This is a genomic window from Streptomyces sp. NPDC004539, assembly GCF_040610055.1.
Lineage (GTDB): Bacteria > Actinomycetota > Actinomycetes > Streptomycetales > Streptomycetaceae > Streptomyces.
This window is the reverse complement of sequence record NZ_JBEXLS010000001.1, coordinates 219,233-236,690: the sequence shown is the minus strand read 5'-3', so window position 1 is coordinate 236,690 and position 17,458 is coordinate 219,233. Positions and strand designations below refer to the sequence as shown.

General features: G+C 71.1%; 9 protein-coding genes. All 9 read right to left on the bottom strand.

Annotation, left to right across the window (positions count from 1 at the left end; all coding sequences use genetic code 11):
• Window positions 1-9: 9 nt before the first annotated feature.
• Window positions 10-1,824 (bottom strand): hypothetical protein, encoded by a 1,815-nt coding sequence (locus ABZX85_RS01030; protein ID WP_355861298.1) that lies wholly within the window; start codon window positions 1,822-1,824, stop codon window positions 10-12.
• Window positions 1,821-2,387, bottom strand: coding sequence for a hypothetical protein (locus ABZX85_RS01025; RefSeq protein WP_355861296.1), 567 nt, complete (start codon window positions 2,385-2,387; stop codon window positions 1,821-1,823). The genes ABZX85_RS01030 and ABZX85_RS01025 overlap by 4 nt, the downstream gene beginning before the upstream one ends.
• Before the next feature lie 4 nt (window positions 2,388-2,391).
• Window positions 2,392-2,865 carry an SRPBCC family protein gene (locus tag ABZX85_RS01020; protein ID WP_355861294.1) on the bottom strand — a complete coding sequence of 158 codons (474 nt, stop codon included), beginning with the start codon at window positions 2,863-2,865 and terminating at the stop codon, window positions 2,392-2,394.
• 57 nt (window positions 2,866-2,922) lie between these two features.
• A complete protein-coding gene (locus tag ABZX85_RS01015) occupies window positions 2,923-5,421 on the bottom strand; it encodes a non-ribosomal peptide synthetase (protein WP_355862292.1) in 2,499 nt (832 codons plus the stop codon).
• A 139-nt stretch (window positions 5,422-5,560) separates the two neighbouring features.
• Window positions 5,561-6,385, bottom strand: coding sequence for an SDR family oxidoreductase (locus ABZX85_RS01010; RefSeq protein WP_355861292.1), 825 nt, complete (start codon window positions 6,383-6,385; stop codon window positions 5,561-5,563).
• Between the two features lie 17 nt (window positions 6,386-6,402).
• Window positions 6,403-7,083 (bottom strand): alpha/beta fold hydrolase, encoded by a 681-nt coding sequence (locus ABZX85_RS01005; RefSeq protein WP_355861290.1) that lies wholly within the window; start codon window positions 7,081-7,083, stop codon window positions 6,403-6,405.
• Window positions 7,080-7,298: an MbtH family protein gene (locus tag ABZX85_RS01000; RefSeq protein WP_355861288.1), complete on the bottom strand. Its 219-nt coding sequence runs from the start codon at window positions 7,296-7,298 to the stop codon at window positions 7,080-7,082. Before ABZX85_RS01000 ends, ABZX85_RS01005 begins: the two co-directional genes overlap by 4 nt.
• 12 nt (window positions 7,299-7,310) lie before the next feature.
• A complete protein-coding gene (locus tag ABZX85_RS00995) occupies window positions 7,311-11,228 on the bottom strand; it encodes an amino acid adenylation domain-containing protein (RefSeq protein WP_355861286.1) in 3,918 nt (1,305 codons plus the stop codon).
• A gap of 3 nt (window positions 11,229-11,231) precedes the next feature.
• Complete coding sequence (locus tag ABZX85_RS00990) at window positions 11,232-17,453, bottom strand: amino acid adenylation domain-containing protein (RefSeq protein ID WP_355861284.1); 6,222 nt, start codon at window positions 17,451-17,453, stop codon at window positions 11,232-11,234.
• Window positions 17,454-17,458 lie beyond the last annotated feature (5 nt).

Here is a 17,458-nt window from a genome sequence, read left to right as displayed (position 1 = left end):
CGACTCGGTTCAAGAGAGGGTGACCCGGTGCGCCCGGTCACCCGTCCACACCGTCAACTCGCCTGGCACACCGCCCCCTTCGGCCAGCCACGCGTACAACGCCGACGCGTACGCCGCCGGATCGCACAGGTCCACCCTCCCGTCCGGCTCCCGCTCCGCCGCCAGCCGTACCACCGCCCCCTCCCGGGTCCCGACCACACACCGGTCCGGGCCGTCCACGTACACCGCCATCCCGCAGTACGGGTACCGCGCGAGCGTCTCCGCCGTCCACATGGCGGGCGGGCCGAGGCGCAGGTCGTCCGCGTCGGCGCGGCGTACGACGATGTCGGCGAGCGCCAGCCGTCCGGTCTCGCGGGTCTCCTCGTCGACGACCGTGTGGGCGGCGTCTGCGGTGATGTCCGGGTCGGGGGAGTCGCCGGGCACGGCGTGCCGGGTGACCTCGACCGTCGGGTGGCCGGAGTCTCGGCGGCGGGTGAACACGCGGACCGGTGACGTGAGTTGGGGCGGAGTGTGGGGCGGTAGCGGGAGGGGGGCCAGGAGAGGGGGATGCGCGTACGGCTCGGGGAGGCCCAACAGGTCGTAGAAGAGGCGTCGTAGGAGTGCGGCCGACTCTCCGGGCGACGAACTCGTCTGGTCCGCCAGGTCCTTGTAGCGGGCGGGGTCGTGCTCGGCGATCGTCCGGTCGATCTGGGCGCGCAGGCCGGTGTGCCGGTCGAGGTGTGGGGCCGTGCGGCCCAGGGCGGCGACGGGGGAGTCCTGGGCCAAGTCCTGTTGGGGGAAGGCGCCGAGGAGTACGGGGACGCCGATGGACGCCGCGTAGTACGTGACGCTGGAGTGGTCGCCCAGGACGCAGTCCGCCGCGATCAGGGCCTGCCGCCAGCCTTCGAGGGGGTCCACCGGATGCAGGCCCGCCCGGCATGCGCCGTCCAGCCAGGCCCGTATCTGGCCCTCGCCGTGGCCGTGCCAGATGTTGGGGTGCAGGACCGCCACCGCGCGGTACTCGTCCGCCGGGAGGTCCGCCGGGAGGCGGGAGAGCAGCCAGGGGAGGAGGTCGTCGCCGGCTCGGGCGTCACCGCCGAACAGGGAGCGCGGGGCCCATGTCGAGCTGACCACGATCAGCTTCTGCCCGGACGCCACACCCAACGCCCGCCTGAACCGGTCTCGTTGAGGCAGCCCGGCGAGGATACGGTCGTAACAGGGATCTCCCGCCAACACCGCCGTCCCCGCCGCCCGCGGCACCGACTCCCTCAGCCTGGCCAGCTGTTCGGGATGCGACAACACGGTCGCCGCCGCGACCGGACTCCCGTCCTCACGCAACAGCCACTCGGGCGAGAGCCCGAACACCGGCGCCTGCTCTGACTGTTGTGGCGTTGTGGCGTTGTGGCGTTGTGGCGTTGCCAGCTTCTTATTATATCCGACACCATGTGACAGAACGGCCAACTTGGCCCGGATATCGCCCAGTTCGCCACCATAACTGGCAGACACCGCGAGATCGAACTCCGTCTCCTTGGCCTGCTCCCAGGACAGCACCGGCACCCCCACCCCCGCCAACAACTCGGGCACCCCGGCGAGAAACGGCGACGACCCCGTACACGTCGCGAACAACTGCACCCGCACATCGCTGTGGAACAACGGCAGCACATCCAACAACCTTGTCGCGGAAGTGACGTTGTGGACGACGAACAACACCCGCCGACACCCCACCCGCGTCACCCACCGCCCCGCATCCTCCCCCACCGGCACCCGCAACCACCCCACCCCACCCGACACACCCACCCGCCCCCTCACCACTCGCCCGCCGCCCACTGTTCGGCGGGCGATCATCCGATGCTATCCGGCGGTTCGGACCACCTCGGCTTGCGGGCCCGCGACCAGCTGCCGCGCGGCCGGACACGGGATCGTTCGAGGAGCCCGGCGTCGAACTGGGCTTTGGTGTCGACGGGTCGGGGCACGGGTTGGATGACGACGTGCGGGAGCGGCCAGGGAACGGCGGAACTCCAGCCGATGACCGGCATGTTGGCGTCGTGGACAGGGGCGAACCGCTCGCCGACGAGGGCCGGCATGCGGTGGCCCAGACTCCTGACGTGCGCGAGGAACTCCTCGGGGAGTACGACGTGGTGGGTCTCGACGTAGTGCGGCAGATCGAGACGCCAGAACCAAGTCCCGTCGGTGACAGGGGAGGAGCAGCCCGGGGAGTGCCGGTGAGGGAGGCCCGTGAGGACGTCGGGGGCCGACTCCATGACGTCGATCAGGATGTGCCCGGCGTCGAGGTAGGCGACGAGCGCCGGCTCGTCCGGCTCGCCGGTCGGCCGTACCGCCGTGTGGAGCGAGCCGTTGAGGGCGATGCCGGGGTCGAGTTCGGCGTAGAAGCCGAGGACGTCGGGCATCAAGTCAGGCGGGGTTCTCGACCGTGCGGGCGAGGATGCCGAGGGTGGCGCGGAGGGCGGACTCCTGGAGGATGGGGAAGATGCCGGCCGCGCGGTAGCGCTCGTGGATCTGGCTCCAGTCGTAGTAGGAGGTCACGAGCGTGCCGGTGGCGGTGGGGCGGAGCAGGTAGCCGTACCGGTGGTCGATGTCCGGCTTGAAACCGGGGGAGGTGGGGGTCCACTCGATCAGCGCGTCCTCGTCGTACGCGGTGATCACGACCGTCACGTCGTACCGGCCCATCGGACGGTCGTTGAGAGCCTCACGATCCATGTGGACGACGAAGGAGTCGCCGGTCTTGGACACGTGCTCCCCGTCGGCCGACTGGAGCATGCCGGAACTGTCGATGGAGACGTGACCGCGCGGATCGGTGAGGACGGCGAAGACGCGGGCCGGGGGCGCGGCTATCTCGCGGGTCACCTCGAAGCGCTCGTCGGACATGCTGCTCCCTCGTTTCTGTAAGCCGTTGCTACCGGTTCTCTGGGGGTCGCCGGAATCCTATGCTCCGGCCCGCTCCAGCCCGGCGACGGTCTCCCTGATCGTCGGGTGCCGGTACAGCTCCCGCAGCCGGACGGCCGGGAGCCCCTGTTCCCGTAGTGCGGCGGTGATCCGGACGGCGAACAGGGAGTTGCCGCCGAGTTCGAAGAAGTCGTCGTCCGGGCCGACGGGTGTGCCGAGGACGTCGCTCCAGATGCGGGTCAGGCGGGCGGTGAGATCGTCGGTAACCGGTTCCTGTTGTTGCTGTTTCTGTTCACGGGCCTCGTGGGCCTTGCCGACCTCGCTGACCTCCCGGACCGGGGTGGCAGCGACGAGCCGGGAAACGTCCAGCTTGCCGTTGGCCGTCAGGGGGAGGGCGTCGAGGGCGGTGATGGTGGCCGGGAGCATGTGCTCGGGGAGGATTTGCGCCGCCCGCCGCCGGACTTCCGCCGTGTCCCCGCCGTTCAGTACGACGTGGGCGTGGATGCGGGCGCTTGCGGGGTCGGTGGGGTTGTGGTGGTGGACGGTGACGGCGGCGGTGTGTACGTGGGGGTCTTCGAGGAGGACGCCTCGGATTTCGTCGAGTTCGATGCGGAAGCCGCGGATTTTGACCTGGGTGTCGATGCGGCCGAGGTGGTCGAGGTGGCCGTCGGGGCGCAGTCGGCCGAGGTCGCCGCTGTGGTAGAGCCTGCCGTCGGTGGTGTGGGGGTCGGGGACGAAGCGTTGGGCGGTGAGGTCGGGGCGGCCGAGGTAGCCGTGGGCGACGCCCTTGCCGCCGACGCAGATCTCGCCGGTGGCGCCGGGCGGGAGGAGGCGGCCGGCGGGGTCGAGGACGTAGAGGTGCCAGCCGGGGAGTGCGGGGCCGACCGAGCGGGTGCCGGTGAGGGCGTGGGCGCGGGTGAGAGTCTGCTCGGTGACGTGGACGGTCGTCTCGGTGATCCCGTACATGTTGACCAGCCGGCAGGTGGTGGCGGGGTGCCGGTCCATCCACGGCAGCAGTCCCCGTGTGTCGAGGGGTTCACCCCCGAAGACGACCAGCCGTACCCCCACCTCCCCGTGCTCCACGCTCAGCAGCTGCCCGAAGGCGGAGGGGGTCTGGCTCAGCACGGTGACCTTCTCGGACACCAGCAGATCCCGGAAGGTGTCGGGTTCGCGGGAGACGAGGTGGGGGACGACGACGAGGCGTCCGCCGGTCAGGAGGCATCCCCAGATCTCCCACACGGAGAAGTCGAACGCGGCGGAGTGGAACCAGGTCCACACGTCGGTGCCGCCGAGCCCGTATTCCTCCCGGGTCGCGTCCACGAGGGCGATGACGTTGCGGTGGGGGACGACGACCCCCTTCGGGCGTCCGGTCGAACCGGACGTGTAGATCACGTACGCCGGAGCATCGCCACCCGGCATCGGCAACACACCTTCTGCACCGAGGAGTTCGTCCGGCGATACCGCCCCGTCGAACCCCGGCATCCGCGTCACCATCACCCGCAGCCCGGCATCCCGCACCGTGTACGCGATCCGCTCGGCGGGGTACGCGGGGTCGACCGGCACATAGGCCGCACCTGCCTTCAACACCGCCAACAGGACGACGACCAGCTCGGCGGACCGCTCCAGACACACGCCCACCCGGTCACCGGGGACCACCCCTCGTCGTACGAGGCCACGCGCGAACTCAGCCGCCTGGCGGTCGAGTTCGCGGTACGTCATCTGCGCCGTGCCGTCGGTCATCGCGACCCGGTCCGGTGTCTGCCCGGCGATGTGTGCAAACGCTTCCACAACACTGGCGGCACTTGAACCGACAGCCGCCGCCCGCTTGGGCCGCCCCAGGGAGATCACCCGCTCGCGCTCCTCGGCGTCGAACAACTCGACGTCCTCCAGGGGAACTTCGTCGAGGATCTGCCGGTGCACATACGCGAGATGCCGGACGAACTGAGCCGCGATCTCCGCCGAGAAGTGACTCCCCAGACGATCGCACCGCAGCCACGCCCCGGCGGCGTCCCGCACGACCGATACGGTCAACGGGAAGGGCGGCGCGAGGCACGGTATGTACTCCCCGGCCGACTCCCTGCCATCGAAGAGGAGCCCGGCGAGAACGGGGCCGCTCGTGGGGGCGGGCTTCGCGTTCGTGTCCTTCAACTCCCCGAGGCGGTAGGCGCCGTGATCCGTGCCCACGGCCGCGCCCTCGGTTCCGTAGCGTGCCAGGGTTACGAGCAGTGCGGTCAACCAGGTTGTCTCGTTGCCGAGTTCGCCGAGTTCGCCGAGTTCGCCGAGTCCGTCGAGCGGCACGACGTGTGGGGTGACCGGAGAGTCATCGGGCAGACCCCAGGCGGGAGGCGGCGCGCTCGCCGACGGCTCGGCGCCTGCGCGAGGGGAAACGGTGATCAGGTCGGTGTGGCCGTCGGAGTAACGCAGCAGGACACGGCGTGTGCGTTCGGCGGGCCGGGCGAGTTCGAGGGCGCGGCGGCGTGCGGCGAGGGGGTGGTCGGAGGGGACGGGGAGATCTTGGGTCCAAGCGCCCTCGGTCATGCCGGCCGGGGGTGAGGGGATGCGGTGGGCGTGACAGCGGGCGGCGAGGGACACGGGACAACTTCCTTTCGGGGCAAAGTGATTCGGTGCAGCCGATTCAGCGAATCGGTGTGGGCGTAGACGCGAGCAGACGGCTGATTCAGCGAGCGGTGAAGCCACCGTCCACAGTCAGGACGGACCCCGTGATCTGCCGGGACTCGTCCGAGGCGAGGAAGACGACCGCCCCCGCCACGTCCTCCGGCTCGACCAGCGCGTTCATCGGCTGTGCCTCCACGAACGTCTTCTCGTGGTCGTGGACCGGCACCTCCAACGCCCGCGCGATCTCCGCCAACATCCGCCCCTCCACCCGCGCGTCGTCCCGCACCGACCCCGGACACACCGCGTTCACCCGCACCTTGAGCGGCGCATAGTCCAGCGCCGCGGCCTTCGTCAGCCCCACCACCGCATGCTTCGCCGCCACGTACCCGGCGAAATGCCGGTACCCCACCAGCCCCGCCGTCGACGACACGTTGACGATGCTCCCCGACCGCCGCCCGCACATCACCTTCCCCACTTCACGCACCACCCGCCACGCCCCCGACAGGTCCACGTCGATCATCAGCGCCCACTCGTCCTCGTCGATCTCGTGCACCGGCTTCCCCGAAGGCGCCGCGATCCCCGCGTTGTTGACGGCGACGTCGACACCCCCGAACCGGTCGCAGGCCAGCTCCACCGCCTCCCGCACGGCGAGCAGGTCACGGATGTCGGCCTCGACCGCCAGCACCGCCGCCCCCGCCTCCCGGCACAGCGCGGCCGTGTGCTCCAACTGCCCCCGCGTACCCAGCGGATACGGCACCCCCGGCAGATCCCCGCACACGTCCAGCAACGCCAGATCCGCCCCCTCCGCCGCACACGCCACCGCGATCGCCCGCCCCAGCCCCCGCGCCGCCCCCGTCACCAACACCGACTTGCCGTCGAGACGCATACCGAACTTCCTGACTGCTAGACGGACTTGAGCCGGGCGGCGATGGCGCTGACCAACTCCGGCCCCGCCTCGGTGAGATACATGTGACCGCCGGGCATCTCGACGTGGTCGAAGGCACGGCTCGTCGCCTTGGACCAGGACGACGCCTCGTCCCGGCTGACCAACTCGTCGTCCACACCCCGGAACACGGTGATCGGCGCGTCCAGCGGGAGGCTCGTGCCGCGGACGTAGTTCTCGTGCATCTCGACGTCCGCACGGAGCGTCGGCAGCAGCAGCTCCCGCATCTCCGGGTCCTCCAACGCGGGATGCCGGTATCCGGCGAACTCGCCCACCCGGTCAAGGAATTCGTCGTCGGACAGGCCGGTCGCCCGCCGCTCCCGGCCGAGGTCGGGCTCGGGAGACCCGCTGACGAAGAGGTGGACCACCTCGACACCGGGCATTCCGACCAGTCGGTGGGCCAGCTCGTAGGCGAGCACGGCACCGAGACTGTGCCCGAACAGCGCGAACCGTCCGCCACCGAGGTCCAGTTGGCTCATCAGCCCGTCGATGGCCCGATGCACATCCCGGTACGGCTCGTCGTCGATGAGACGCTCACGGCCCGGCAGTTGAGGTGCGACGATCTCCAACTCCGCGCCGGACCAGGAACGGTAGAAGGAGGCCCCGGCCCCGGCGTAGGGGAGACAGATCAGCTTGGTCACGCCCGGTCTCCCATCGCTTCGGCAAGGCTCTGCGGGCGCATGTCGGTCCAGTTCTCCTCGATGTACTCCAGGCAGGACGCCCGGCTCGCCCGGCCGTGCACGACCGTCCAGCCGGCCGGGACCTCCGCGAAGGCGGGCCAAAGGGAGTGCTGGTTCTCGTCGTTCACGAGGACGAAGTGCTCGATGGAGTCGTCGTCGAAAGGGTTGGTGGTCATCTCTGTTCTCTCCTAGGCGAGTTGCTCGGCCAGTACGGGGCCGATCCGGTCCAGCGCTTCGGGGCGGGTCAACTCCCCGTGGGCGCAGGGAATGCCGTGGTCGACGACGCGTCCCGTGACGTACGGGCTCCAGTCGCCGACCCGGCCGGGTACGGCGCCGGGGTCCCCGGCGGCGGTGAACATGAGCAGGTCACCGTCGTAGCTGGTGGGCGCGAACTCCTGGAGCAGGCGCCCGTTCTGTGCCGTCACGTCGACCAGCGCCGCGAGTTCCTCGTCCGTGAGTCCGGCCGCCATGTCGGGGACGCTTCGGACCAGGTCGACGAACTTCTCGTGGGTGAGGGGGTCTTGAGGTGCCGGACGGCCGAGGACGGTGAGGATGCTCCGCAGCAGGGTGGGCCGGTTTGCCGGGGGTGCGTGCTTGATCCAGGTGCCGGGGAAGGCGTCGAGGACGGCGAGCAGGGCGACCTTCTCCCCGGCGGCCTGGAGCGAGACGGCCACCTCGTACGCGACGAGTCCGCCCATCGAGTAGCCGAGCAAGTGGTAGGGCCCGGTGGGCTGTTGTTCCCGGATGCGGGCGATGTGCTCGGCGACCGCCCCGGCCAGCGTCGCGGACGGGGCCTCGCCGGGGAGGAGTCCGCTCGACTGGAGGCCGAACAGCGGTCGTCTCGGGGCGAGATGGCGGGCGAGTCCGGCGAATCCCCAGGCTAGGCCGGTCGCGGGCGGGAGGCAGAAGAGGGGTTCGCGGTCGCCTCGGGCGCGTAGGGGGAGGAGCGGGCCGAGGGGAGCGCTGCCTGGTCCGGCGATGCTGTCGGCGGGGTCGTGGGCCAGCGCGGCGACCGTCGGGGTGTCGAAGAGGGCCTGCAGTGAAGGTTCCATGCCGAGTTCCGCCCGGATGCGGGAGGTGAGGCGCGGGGCCAGCAGGGAGTGACCGCCGAGGTCGAAGAAGCTGTCGTGGACGCCGACTTGGGACGCGTCCAGGCCCAGCACCTCCGCGAAGATGCCCCGGATGCGTTCCTCTCGCGGGGTGCGCGGCGCGGTCCGCGCGGCGAGGGGCGCGTCCGGTGCCGGGAGCGACCTGCGGTCCAGCTTGCCGCTCGCGGTGCGAGGGAGGGCCGGAACGGTGACGTACGCGGTCGGGACCATGTGTGCGGGGAGTGCACGGGCGAGGTGCTCCCGCAGCTCCTCCGGGGAGACCGGCCCGCCGGGTACGACGTATGCAATCAGCCGCTTCTCGCCGGGACCGGCGTCCCGTACCGTCGCCGCGGCTCGGGTGACCGCCGGATGTGTTGAGAGCGCGGCCTCGACCTCGCCCAACTCGATCCGGAAACCGCGTACTTTGACCTGCTGGTCGGCGCGGCCCAGGAACCGCAACTGGCCGTCGGGTTCGCGGACCGCCAAGTCGCCTGTGCGGTAGAGGCGTTGGCCCGGGTCCCCGTAGGGGTCGGCGACGAAGCGTTCGGCTGTCAGTGCCGGGCGGCCCAGGTAGCCGCGTGCGGGGCCGCCACCGGCCACGTACACCTCGCCCACGGCGCCGTCCGGTACCAACTGGAGTGCGTGGTCGAGGAGGTGGACGCGGTTGCGGGCCAGCGGGCGGCCGATGGGTGGCTCGGCGTCGGGGGAGGTGCGGTTCGCGCTGCCGTCGGCCTGAGCGTCGTCCGCGTTGCCTGTGCCGTCCGTGTCGCCTGTGTCGGATCGCCACGCCGTCGCGTAGATCGTCGCTTCGGTCGGGCCGTAGAAGTTGACCAGCCGTGCGCCGGGGAAAGCGTTCTCGATGTCTTTCCGCAGTCGGGCCGGGATCGGCTCGCCGCCGAGGGCGATCGTGTGGGCGGAGAGGGCCGGCCGCTCGGCGAGGACGCTCGCCATGACGGTGGGAACGCCGCTGAGCAGGCCCGCCGACCTGGGCGCGCCGTCGGTGAGGGCGAGCAGGTTCTCGACGATCTCGATCCGGCCGCCGCAGGTCAGCGGCGAGAAGATCTCGAACACCGACACGTCGAAGTTCAGCGAGGTGGCGAAGAGGACGTCCGCCAGCCGCTCCGGGCCGAACTCGGTGTGCGTCCACTCCACGAACTCGACCGCGTTGCGGTGGGTGGCCAGGACGCCCTTGGGGCGGCCGGTGGAACCGGAGGTGTAGGTGATGTAGGCGAGGTTGTCGGGGGCCGCGAGACCGGCGGGCGTTGTGGAAACGGTTGCTGCGCTTGCTGCCTCGCCCGGCGTCAGCGTCGGTGTTCCCGCAGGCAGGGACTTCCCCGACTCCTCCGTCGCCAGCACCACGACCGGCCGCGCGTCCCCGACGATGTACGCCAGCCGCTCCGCCGGATACGCCGGGTCCAACGGCAGATACGCGGCACCCGACTTGAGCACGGCCAGCACCGCGACGACCAGTTCCGCCGTACGCGGCAGCGCGATGCCCACCACCTGCTCGGGCCCCGCACCCCTCTGCGCGAGCAGTCCCGCCAAGTCCGCCGCCCTGCGGTCGAGTTCGCGGTACGACAGCCGGGTCCCGTGGTCGAGGACGGCGTCGGCGTCGGGGGTCGCCGCCACCTGCGCCGACCAGAGATCGGTGAGCGTGCGGGACGCGGGCGGCGGCAACGGGGCCTGGCACGGCCGGTCTTGGAGTGCGATGAGCCCTTGGGGGCGTTCGGGTTCCGCCGCCATCGTCGTCAGGACGTGTACCAGCCGGGCGAGCGTGGCGTCGGCCCACTCGGCGGTGAACAGGTCCGGGCGGTAGGCGAGGCGGAAGCGCGGCCGGCGGCCGGGGAGGGCGACGAGCGTCACCGGGTAGTGGGTGGCGTCCCGGCCGCTCGAACCCGCGAGGCGCAGTCCGTCTCCCGAAGTCGCCAGATCCGCCGGGTAGTTCTCGAACACGAGGAGCGTGTCGAAGAGTTCGGGCACTCCGGCCGCCCGCTGGATGTCCGCGAGGCCGAGGTGGTGATGGTCGAGGAGGGTGGCGTAGGTGTCCCGGACCTCGCGCAGCAGCTCGGCCGGGGGAGCTGCGGGGCGCAGCCGTACCCTCGTCGGGACCGTGTTGATGAACAGGCCCACCATGCTCTCCACGCCGGGGAGTTCGGGCGGTCGGCCCGACACCGTCGTACCGAACACGACGTCGTCGCGGCCGGTCAGGCGGCCCAGGAGGAGTCCCCAGGCCGACTGGACAAGAGTGTTGAGGGTGACACCGAGGCGTCGCGCGGCTGCGGTGAGGGCGGTGCCCGTCTCCTCGGACAACTCGATCCTGGCCTGCGCCAGTTGGCCCGCACCCGGGGTCGGTGGTGCGAGCCGGGTCGGTTCGGTGACTCCGTCCAGCGCCTCGCGCCAGGCTTGCTCGGCGGCCGTGCGGCTCTGGCTGCTGAGCCACTGGAGGAACGTGCGGTACGGCGGGACCGGGGGCAACTCCGTTCCCCTGTACAGGGCGAGGAGTTCCCGGACCAGGACGGCGATCGACCAGCCGTCGAGGAGGATGTGGTGGTGGGTGACGAGGAGACGGTGGCGATGGTCCGAGAGGCGGGCCAGTGTGCAGCGGAGGAGGGGTGGCCTGGTCGGGTCGAAGCCGATCTCGCGGTCCGTGTCCAGGAGTTCGCTCCAGGCCGTCTCCTGATCCGGAGCGCTGGTGAGGTCGGTCTGCGTCCAGGGGAGGGTCGCCCGGTGGGGGACCACCTGTACGGGCTGCCCGCCCCGGCGACGGCGGAAGGCCGCCCGGAGGTTGGGGTGCCGGTCCAGGAGGGCCTGCGCGCAGGAGTGCAGGTGGTCCGCGTCCATCGGCCCTTCGAGTTCGAAGACCAACTGGACGACGTACACGTCCTGTTCGCCCCGCTCGTGTTCGTAGAGGGCGTGGAAGAGGAGGCCCTCCTGGAGGGGGGTGAGGGGGAGGACGTCGGCCGGTGCCGGCTTGGCTGTCTCGTGGGGGTTGTCGTGGGGGACGTCGTGGGGTGTCACCGGTCAGTCGTCCAATCCGTCGGCCAGCTCGGCGAGTTCGTCGGCGGAGAGCGCCAAGTCGTCCAGTGAGTCAGGGGCTATGGGTGTCGAGGTGCTGGTCCGGGGCGCTGCGGGGCGGTCCGATCGGGAGGCCAGGTCGGTGACCTTCGCGCGCCACGCCTCGGCCAGCGCCCGCACCTCCGGTTCGGTCAGGACCCCGTCGGGCCAGGACCAGTCCGCCACCAGGACCGGACCGGTGGCCGTGTCCCGCACCACCGCGTTGATCTCCAGGGCGTGCGCGACCGCGAGTTCGGGGTCGGTGCCCTTCGCGAGGGCCGACGACTCGGGGGCGAACGACCACAACTCCGTGCCGGGGGAGGGGAATCGGCCCAGGTAGTTGAACCCGATCGCGGGCGCGGGCGCCTTCGCCAACTCGTCGGCCGTGTCGGGGTTGAGGTAGCGCAGCAGCCCGTATCCGAGCCCGTTGTCCGGGAGTTCGCGCGTCCGTCCGCCCTCGACGTCGATCCGCACCGGATAGAGCGACGTGAACCACCCGACCGTACGCGACAGTTCGATCCCGGGCGTCAGCTCCTCCCGTCCATGCCCCTCGACGTCCACCACCACCTCCTGGCACCCGTACCGCTCGCCGACAGCCGAAGCCAGCCCGGCCAGCAGCACGTCCTGAACACCGCCACCGGCGATCAACGCGCCCGCCGCCGCACCCTCAACTTCCAGCCGGACCAACCGCGTTGTCGCGGCGACATCCTGATCAGGATCGACCGGTCGCACCCCGACAGCCGTCCCGGCGACCCCCCGCCACAACTCGACCTCGTCCCCCCGAGCCACGGCCGCCTCCCGCAGCACCTCGGCCCACCGCCTGAACGACGTCCCGACCACCGGCAGTTGAGTCTCCCGCCCTACTCGAACCGCCTCCCAGGCCGCCTGGAGATCCGGCAGCAGGATGCGCCACGACACACCGTCGACCACGAGATGGTGTACGACGATCAGCAGCCGCCCGTCCCGCTCGACCCCGGCGTCGAGCCACACGGCGCGAAGCATCGTCCCGGCGGCTGGATCGAGCAGGGCGACGACCCGCTCGGACTCCTCGGCGACAACGGAGTGGAGGTCGTCCACGTCCGACACGTCCCGCCGGTCGAGCCGTTCCACGGCACGCACGCCGCCTGCCGGAGGAACCTCCAGACCATCGGCGACGAACCGCGCCCGCAACATGTCGTGATGGTCGAGCAGAGCCTGAAGTGCCCCGTTCAGATGGGCGAGTTGGGCTCCAGCGGGGACCGTCAGCAGCGCGGACTGACTGAACCTCCCGATGGGGCCGCCGCGTTCGAGCAGCCACCGCATGATGGGGGTGAGCGGCACCGTGCCCGTGCCGTCGTCGGCCCGCACGGTGACCGGACCCCGGGCCACCGCCGCCAACTCCCGGACCGTCTGGTGCTTGAAGACCTCCCGCGCGGTGATCACCACACCCGCCTCAGCCGCCCTGCTGACCAGCCGGATCGCCGCGATACTGTCCCCGCCGAGCGCGAAGAAGTCCTCGTCCAGGGGGACTTCGTCCAGCTTCAGCAACTCCCCGAAGAGTCCGGCGAGTACCCGCTCGGCCGGGGTGCTCCTGTCGGACGACGCCGGCACCGTCGGCGCCACGGGCACCGGCTCCTCGCGCACGGGCCGTACGTCGTCCCCGTGCAGCTCCACGTCCTCGATCCGCACACCGGGGTTTGCCACGACCGCGCCGAGCAGCCGGACGAACGCCCGTGTGAGCCGGTCGCCGGTCTCCGCGTCGAACAGGTCGGTGCTGTACTCGGCGATCCCGTCGATCCCGGCCGGGGTGCCGTCCTCCTCGCGGCGCTCGCTCAGGTAGAACGACAGGTCGAAGCGGGCGGCCCCGGTCGTGACCAGTTCCCGGCTCGCCTCGATGCCGGGTAGGTCGAGCGTGACCTGCTCGCCGTGGCCCGTGAACGCCAACACCACCTGGAACAGCGGATGATGGGCGAGCGTCCGCTTCGTACCGAGCGCGTCCACCAGCACATCGAACGGCACGTCCTGGTGTGCGTACGCCGCGAGACCGAACTCCCTTGTCCGGCCGACCAGTTCACGGAACGTGGGGTTGCCCGACGTGTCGGTCCGCAGGACGAGGCTGTTCACGAAGAAGCCGACCAGCTCGTCCAGCCTGCTGTCGGGCCGCCCGGTCACCGGAGTCCCGAGCGTCACATCCGTCCCCGAACCGAACCGCGTGAGCAGCGCCGCCAGCCCCGCCTGCACCACCATGAACAGGGTCGCCCTTGCCTCACCGGCCAGTTGAGCCAGGCCCGCGTGCAGCTCGGCGTCCAGGGTGAACGCGGCCCGGTCTCCGCTGCCGCTGGGTTCGGCGGGGCGGGGGAGATCTGTGGGCAACGGCAACTCGGCGGGCGCGTCGGCCAACACGCGCCGCCAGAAAGCCATGTCCCGGCTCAGTAGGCTCTCGGCGTCGGAGTCATCCCCCAGCGTCTCGCGCTGCCACTGCGCGAAGTCCGCATACTGGAAGGGGAGTTGCGTGAACGACGGAGCCGCACCGGCGGCCCGAGCCGTGTACGCCGTCTCCAGGTCCCGCAGCATCGGTGCCATGGACCATCCGTCCACGGCGATGTGATGTGCCACGAGCGACAGCACGTGTGTCTCGGCGTCGAGCACGAACAGGGTTGCCCTCAGCGGGAGTTCGGCGGCCAGGTCGAAGCGCTGGCGAGCCTCGGCGGTGAGCAGGGCGGGGAGTTCCTCGGCGGTTGTCGCCACGATCGCGAGGCCGAGGTCCTGCGGTTCCAGGACGCGCTGATACGGGGTGCCCTGGAAGTCGGGATACAGCGTCCGCAACGACTCGTGCCGCGCGACCACGTCACCGAGCGCCTGCCGCAGCGCCTCCCGGTCCAGCGGCCCGGACAGCCGCAACGCCCACGGCACGGTGTACGCGCCGCCCCCCGCGTCCAGCCGGTTCAGGAACCACAACCGCTGCTGGGCGTACGACAACGGAATCGGCGCGTAACTCCTCGGATATGCGGTGAGTTGAGGCCGCCCTTCCTCTCGCAACCCTTCCTCCCGCAGCCGCTCCGCCAGGCCCGCCGGGGTCGGCGCCTCGAACACCGCCCGCACGGGCAGCGACACACCGAACGCGCCCCGCACCCGGTCCGTCAGCCGCATCGCGAGCAGGGAGTCACCCCCTAGGTCGAAGAACCCGTCGTCCGGGCCGACTTGATGCACCGCGACCCCGAGCAGCTCCGCGAACACCCCGCACAGGATCTCCTCCTGCGGTGTACGCGCCACCAGGCCCCCACCTCCGACCGTCACCGGCTCGGGCAGCGCCGCCCGGTCCAACTTCCCGTTCGCCGTCAACGGCAGCCGCTCCAGGGGCACGACAGCCGCAGGGACCATGTGCTCGGGAAGCGCACGAGCCGCGAACCGACGCAACTCCTCGGCGTCCAGGGCCTGTCCGACGGCATACGCGACGAGCCGACCGTCCCGGACCACCACAACCGCCTGCTCCACCTCCGCCCGCTCCACGAACACGGCCGCCACCTCGCCGAGTTCGATCCGGAACCCCCGCACCTTGACCTGGTCGTCCGCCCGACCCACGTACTCCAACTCGCTGTTCACCGTCCGGCGCGCCAAGTCCCCCGTCCGGTACATCCGTTCACCCGTCCCACTGAACGGGTCCGCGACGAACCGTCCCGCAGTCAACCCCGCCCGCCCCACATACCCCCGCGCGAGCCCGGCCCCGGCGACGTACAACTCCCCGGTCACCCCCGGCGGCACCAGCCGCAACCCCGCGTCCAGCACGTACGCCCGCAGACCGGGCATCACCTGCCCGATCCGCCCCCTTCCGTCCGCCACGGCCTCCCGTGTCAGCGGCAACCCCGTGACATGGACGGTCGTCTCGGTGATCCCGTACATGTTGACCAGCACCGGCGAGTCCTCCGCATGCCGGTCGAACCACTCGGTCACCGCCCCCGTGTCCAACGCCTCCCCGCCGAACACCACATACCGCAGGGCGAGTTGCCCCCGCAGCTCCGGCGCCGCCGCCTCCGCCCGCGACAACTCCCCGAACGCCGACGGCGTCTGGTTCAGCACCGTCACCCGCTCCCGCGCCAGCAGCCGCAGGAATTCCCCCGCGTCCCGGCTCACCCCGTACGGCACGACCACCAACGTCCCCCCGTGCAACAACGCCCCCCACAACTCCCACACCGAGAAGTCGAACGCGTACGAGTGGAACAGCGTCCACACGTCGTCCGGGCCGAAGTCGAACCAGCGGCGGGTCGCGGAGAGCAGCCGTACGACGTTGCGGTGGGGGACGGCGACGCCCTTGGGGCGGCCGGTGGAACCGGAGGTGTAGATGACGTAGGCGGTGGTGGATGAGTGGCTGAGCCACTGAGCCGCTCCGACCTCAGCGCCACCCTCACCTCCACCCTCCGCCCCATCTCCACCCGCCCCTGCACTGGACGACTGGCTCAGCCACTCATCCACAGACCACTCAGCCACCGACCCAACCCGGATCACCGGCACCCCCGCCCCGGCGGCCGGCACCTCCACCCCGTCCCCCGCCACCACCAGCACCGGCCGCGAGTCGGCCAGCATGAACGCCAACCGCTCCGCCGGATACTCCGGGTCCATCGGCACATAGGCGGCCCCCGCCTTCAGCACCGCCAGCACGGCGACCACGAGTTCCGCCGAGCGCGGCAACGCGAGCGCGACCAGCCGCTCGGGACCGGCACCGTGCGCCGTGAGGAGCGCGGCGAACCGGTCGGAGCGACGGTCGAGTTCCGCGTAGGTGAGCCGGGTGCCCTCGTACACGACGGCCGTCGCGTCGGGGGTCCTGGCGGCCTGGCGGGCGAAGAGTTCGGGGATCGTACGGTCGGCGTCCGGGTCCTCGGGCTGCCGCCCGGCGTCCGCCAACAGCCGCTCCCGTTCCCCCGGCAGCAGCACCTCGACCTCGCCGACCCGGCGCGACACGTCACCGGTCAGCCCCGACAGGGCCACGGCGAACCGGTCGAGCAGCTCGCGGGCGCTCGCCTCGTCGTACGCGTCGGGCCGGTAGGAGAGCCGCAGGGCGAGGCGGTGGGCGGGGAGGACGGCGAGGGTGAGGGGGTAGTGGGTGGCGTCGCGACCGGTCAACTGGCGGACAGGGGAGTCGCCTTGGGCGCCGGGGTGGTTCTCGAAGGCGAGCAGCGTGTCGAAGAGGTCCCCGACGTCACCGGCCCGGCGGATGTCGGCGAGCCCGAGATACTGGTGGGGCAGCAGCACGGCCTGCCGGGACTGGAGCCCGGTGAGGAAGTCGGCGACGGTCCCCTGATCGTCCCAACACACCCGCAACGGCACGGTGTTGATGCAGAACCCGACCATCGAGGCGACGTTCCGCAGTTCGGGCGGGCGCACGGACACGGTCTGTCCGAACACCGCCTCGGACCGCCCGGTGAGCCGCCCGAGCAGCACACCCCAGGCGCCCTGCACAAGCGTGTTGAGAGTGACCCCCAGTGAACGGGCCGTGTGGGCAGCCTGGTTGGTGAGATCTTCCGGCAGCTCGACGATCAACTCATGAGGCAGCACAGGGGCCGTGGCCACTCCGGGAGCCAGGAGCGTCGGCTCCTCGACACCCAACAGCTCATCCTGCCAAGCCTGTTCGGCGGCGGCGCGATCCTGCCGCGCCAGCCACGCCACATAGTCGCGGTACGGCGGCACGGGCGCCAGCGAGGTCGGATGCTCGCCCGCGTACAGTGCGGCGAACTCGCGCGTCAGGAGCTGCTTGGACCAACCGTCCAGCAGAATATGGTGGTTGGTGACGATCAGCCGGTGCAGATCCGGACCGAGCCGGACCAGCAGGTACCGCAGCAGCGGCGGCCTGGCGAGGTCGAACCTCCGGGCCCGCTCCTCGTCGAGGAGCCGACGCCAGGCGGCCTCCCGCTCGGTGCCGTCGGCGTACGAGGACAAGTCGGCCTCGGCCCACGGCAGTTCGACGTCCGTCGGAACGATCTGCACCGGCGCGCCTGCATCCCGGCGCCGGAAGCAGGCGCGCAGATTGGGATGCCGGTCGAGGAGGGCCTGACCGGCGGCGCGTACGGCGGCGGGGTCGACCTTCCCGGTCAACTCCAGGATCTGCTGGGCGGCGTAGACGTCGGGGCTGCCCTCGTCGTCGTACAGGGCGTGGAAGAGCAGCCCTTCCTGCAACGGCGACAGGGGCAGGACATCCGCGATTCCGGACCGGGTCACCGTGG

What these genes read in the sequence shown, in the direction of transcription:
- ABZX85_RS01030 (WP_355861298.1), bottom strand. Translation starts at nt 1,824, where the DNA reads ATGATCGCCCGCCGAACAGTGGGCGGCGGGCGAGTGGTGAGGGGGCGG.
- ABZX85_RS01025 (WP_355861296.1), bottom strand. Translation starts at nt 2,387, where the DNA reads ATGCCCGACGTCCTCGGCTTCTACGCCGAACTCGACCCCGGCATCGCC.
- ABZX85_RS01020 (WP_355861294.1), bottom strand. Translation starts at nt 2,865, where the DNA reads ATGTCCGACGAGCGCTTCGAGGTGACCCGCGAGATAGCCGCGCCCCCG.
- ABZX85_RS01015 (WP_355862292.1), bottom strand. Translation starts at nt 5,421, where the DNA reads ATGACCGAGGGCGCTTGGACCCAAGATCTCCCCGTCCCCTCCGACCAC.
- ABZX85_RS01010 (WP_355861292.1), bottom strand. Translation starts at nt 6,385, where the DNA reads ATGCGTCTCGACGGCAAGTCGGTGTTGGTGACGGGGGCGGCGCGGGGG.
- ABZX85_RS01000 (WP_355861288.1), bottom strand. Translation starts at nt 7,298, where the DNA reads ATGACCACCAACCCTTTCGACGACGACTCCATCGAGCACTTCGTCCTC.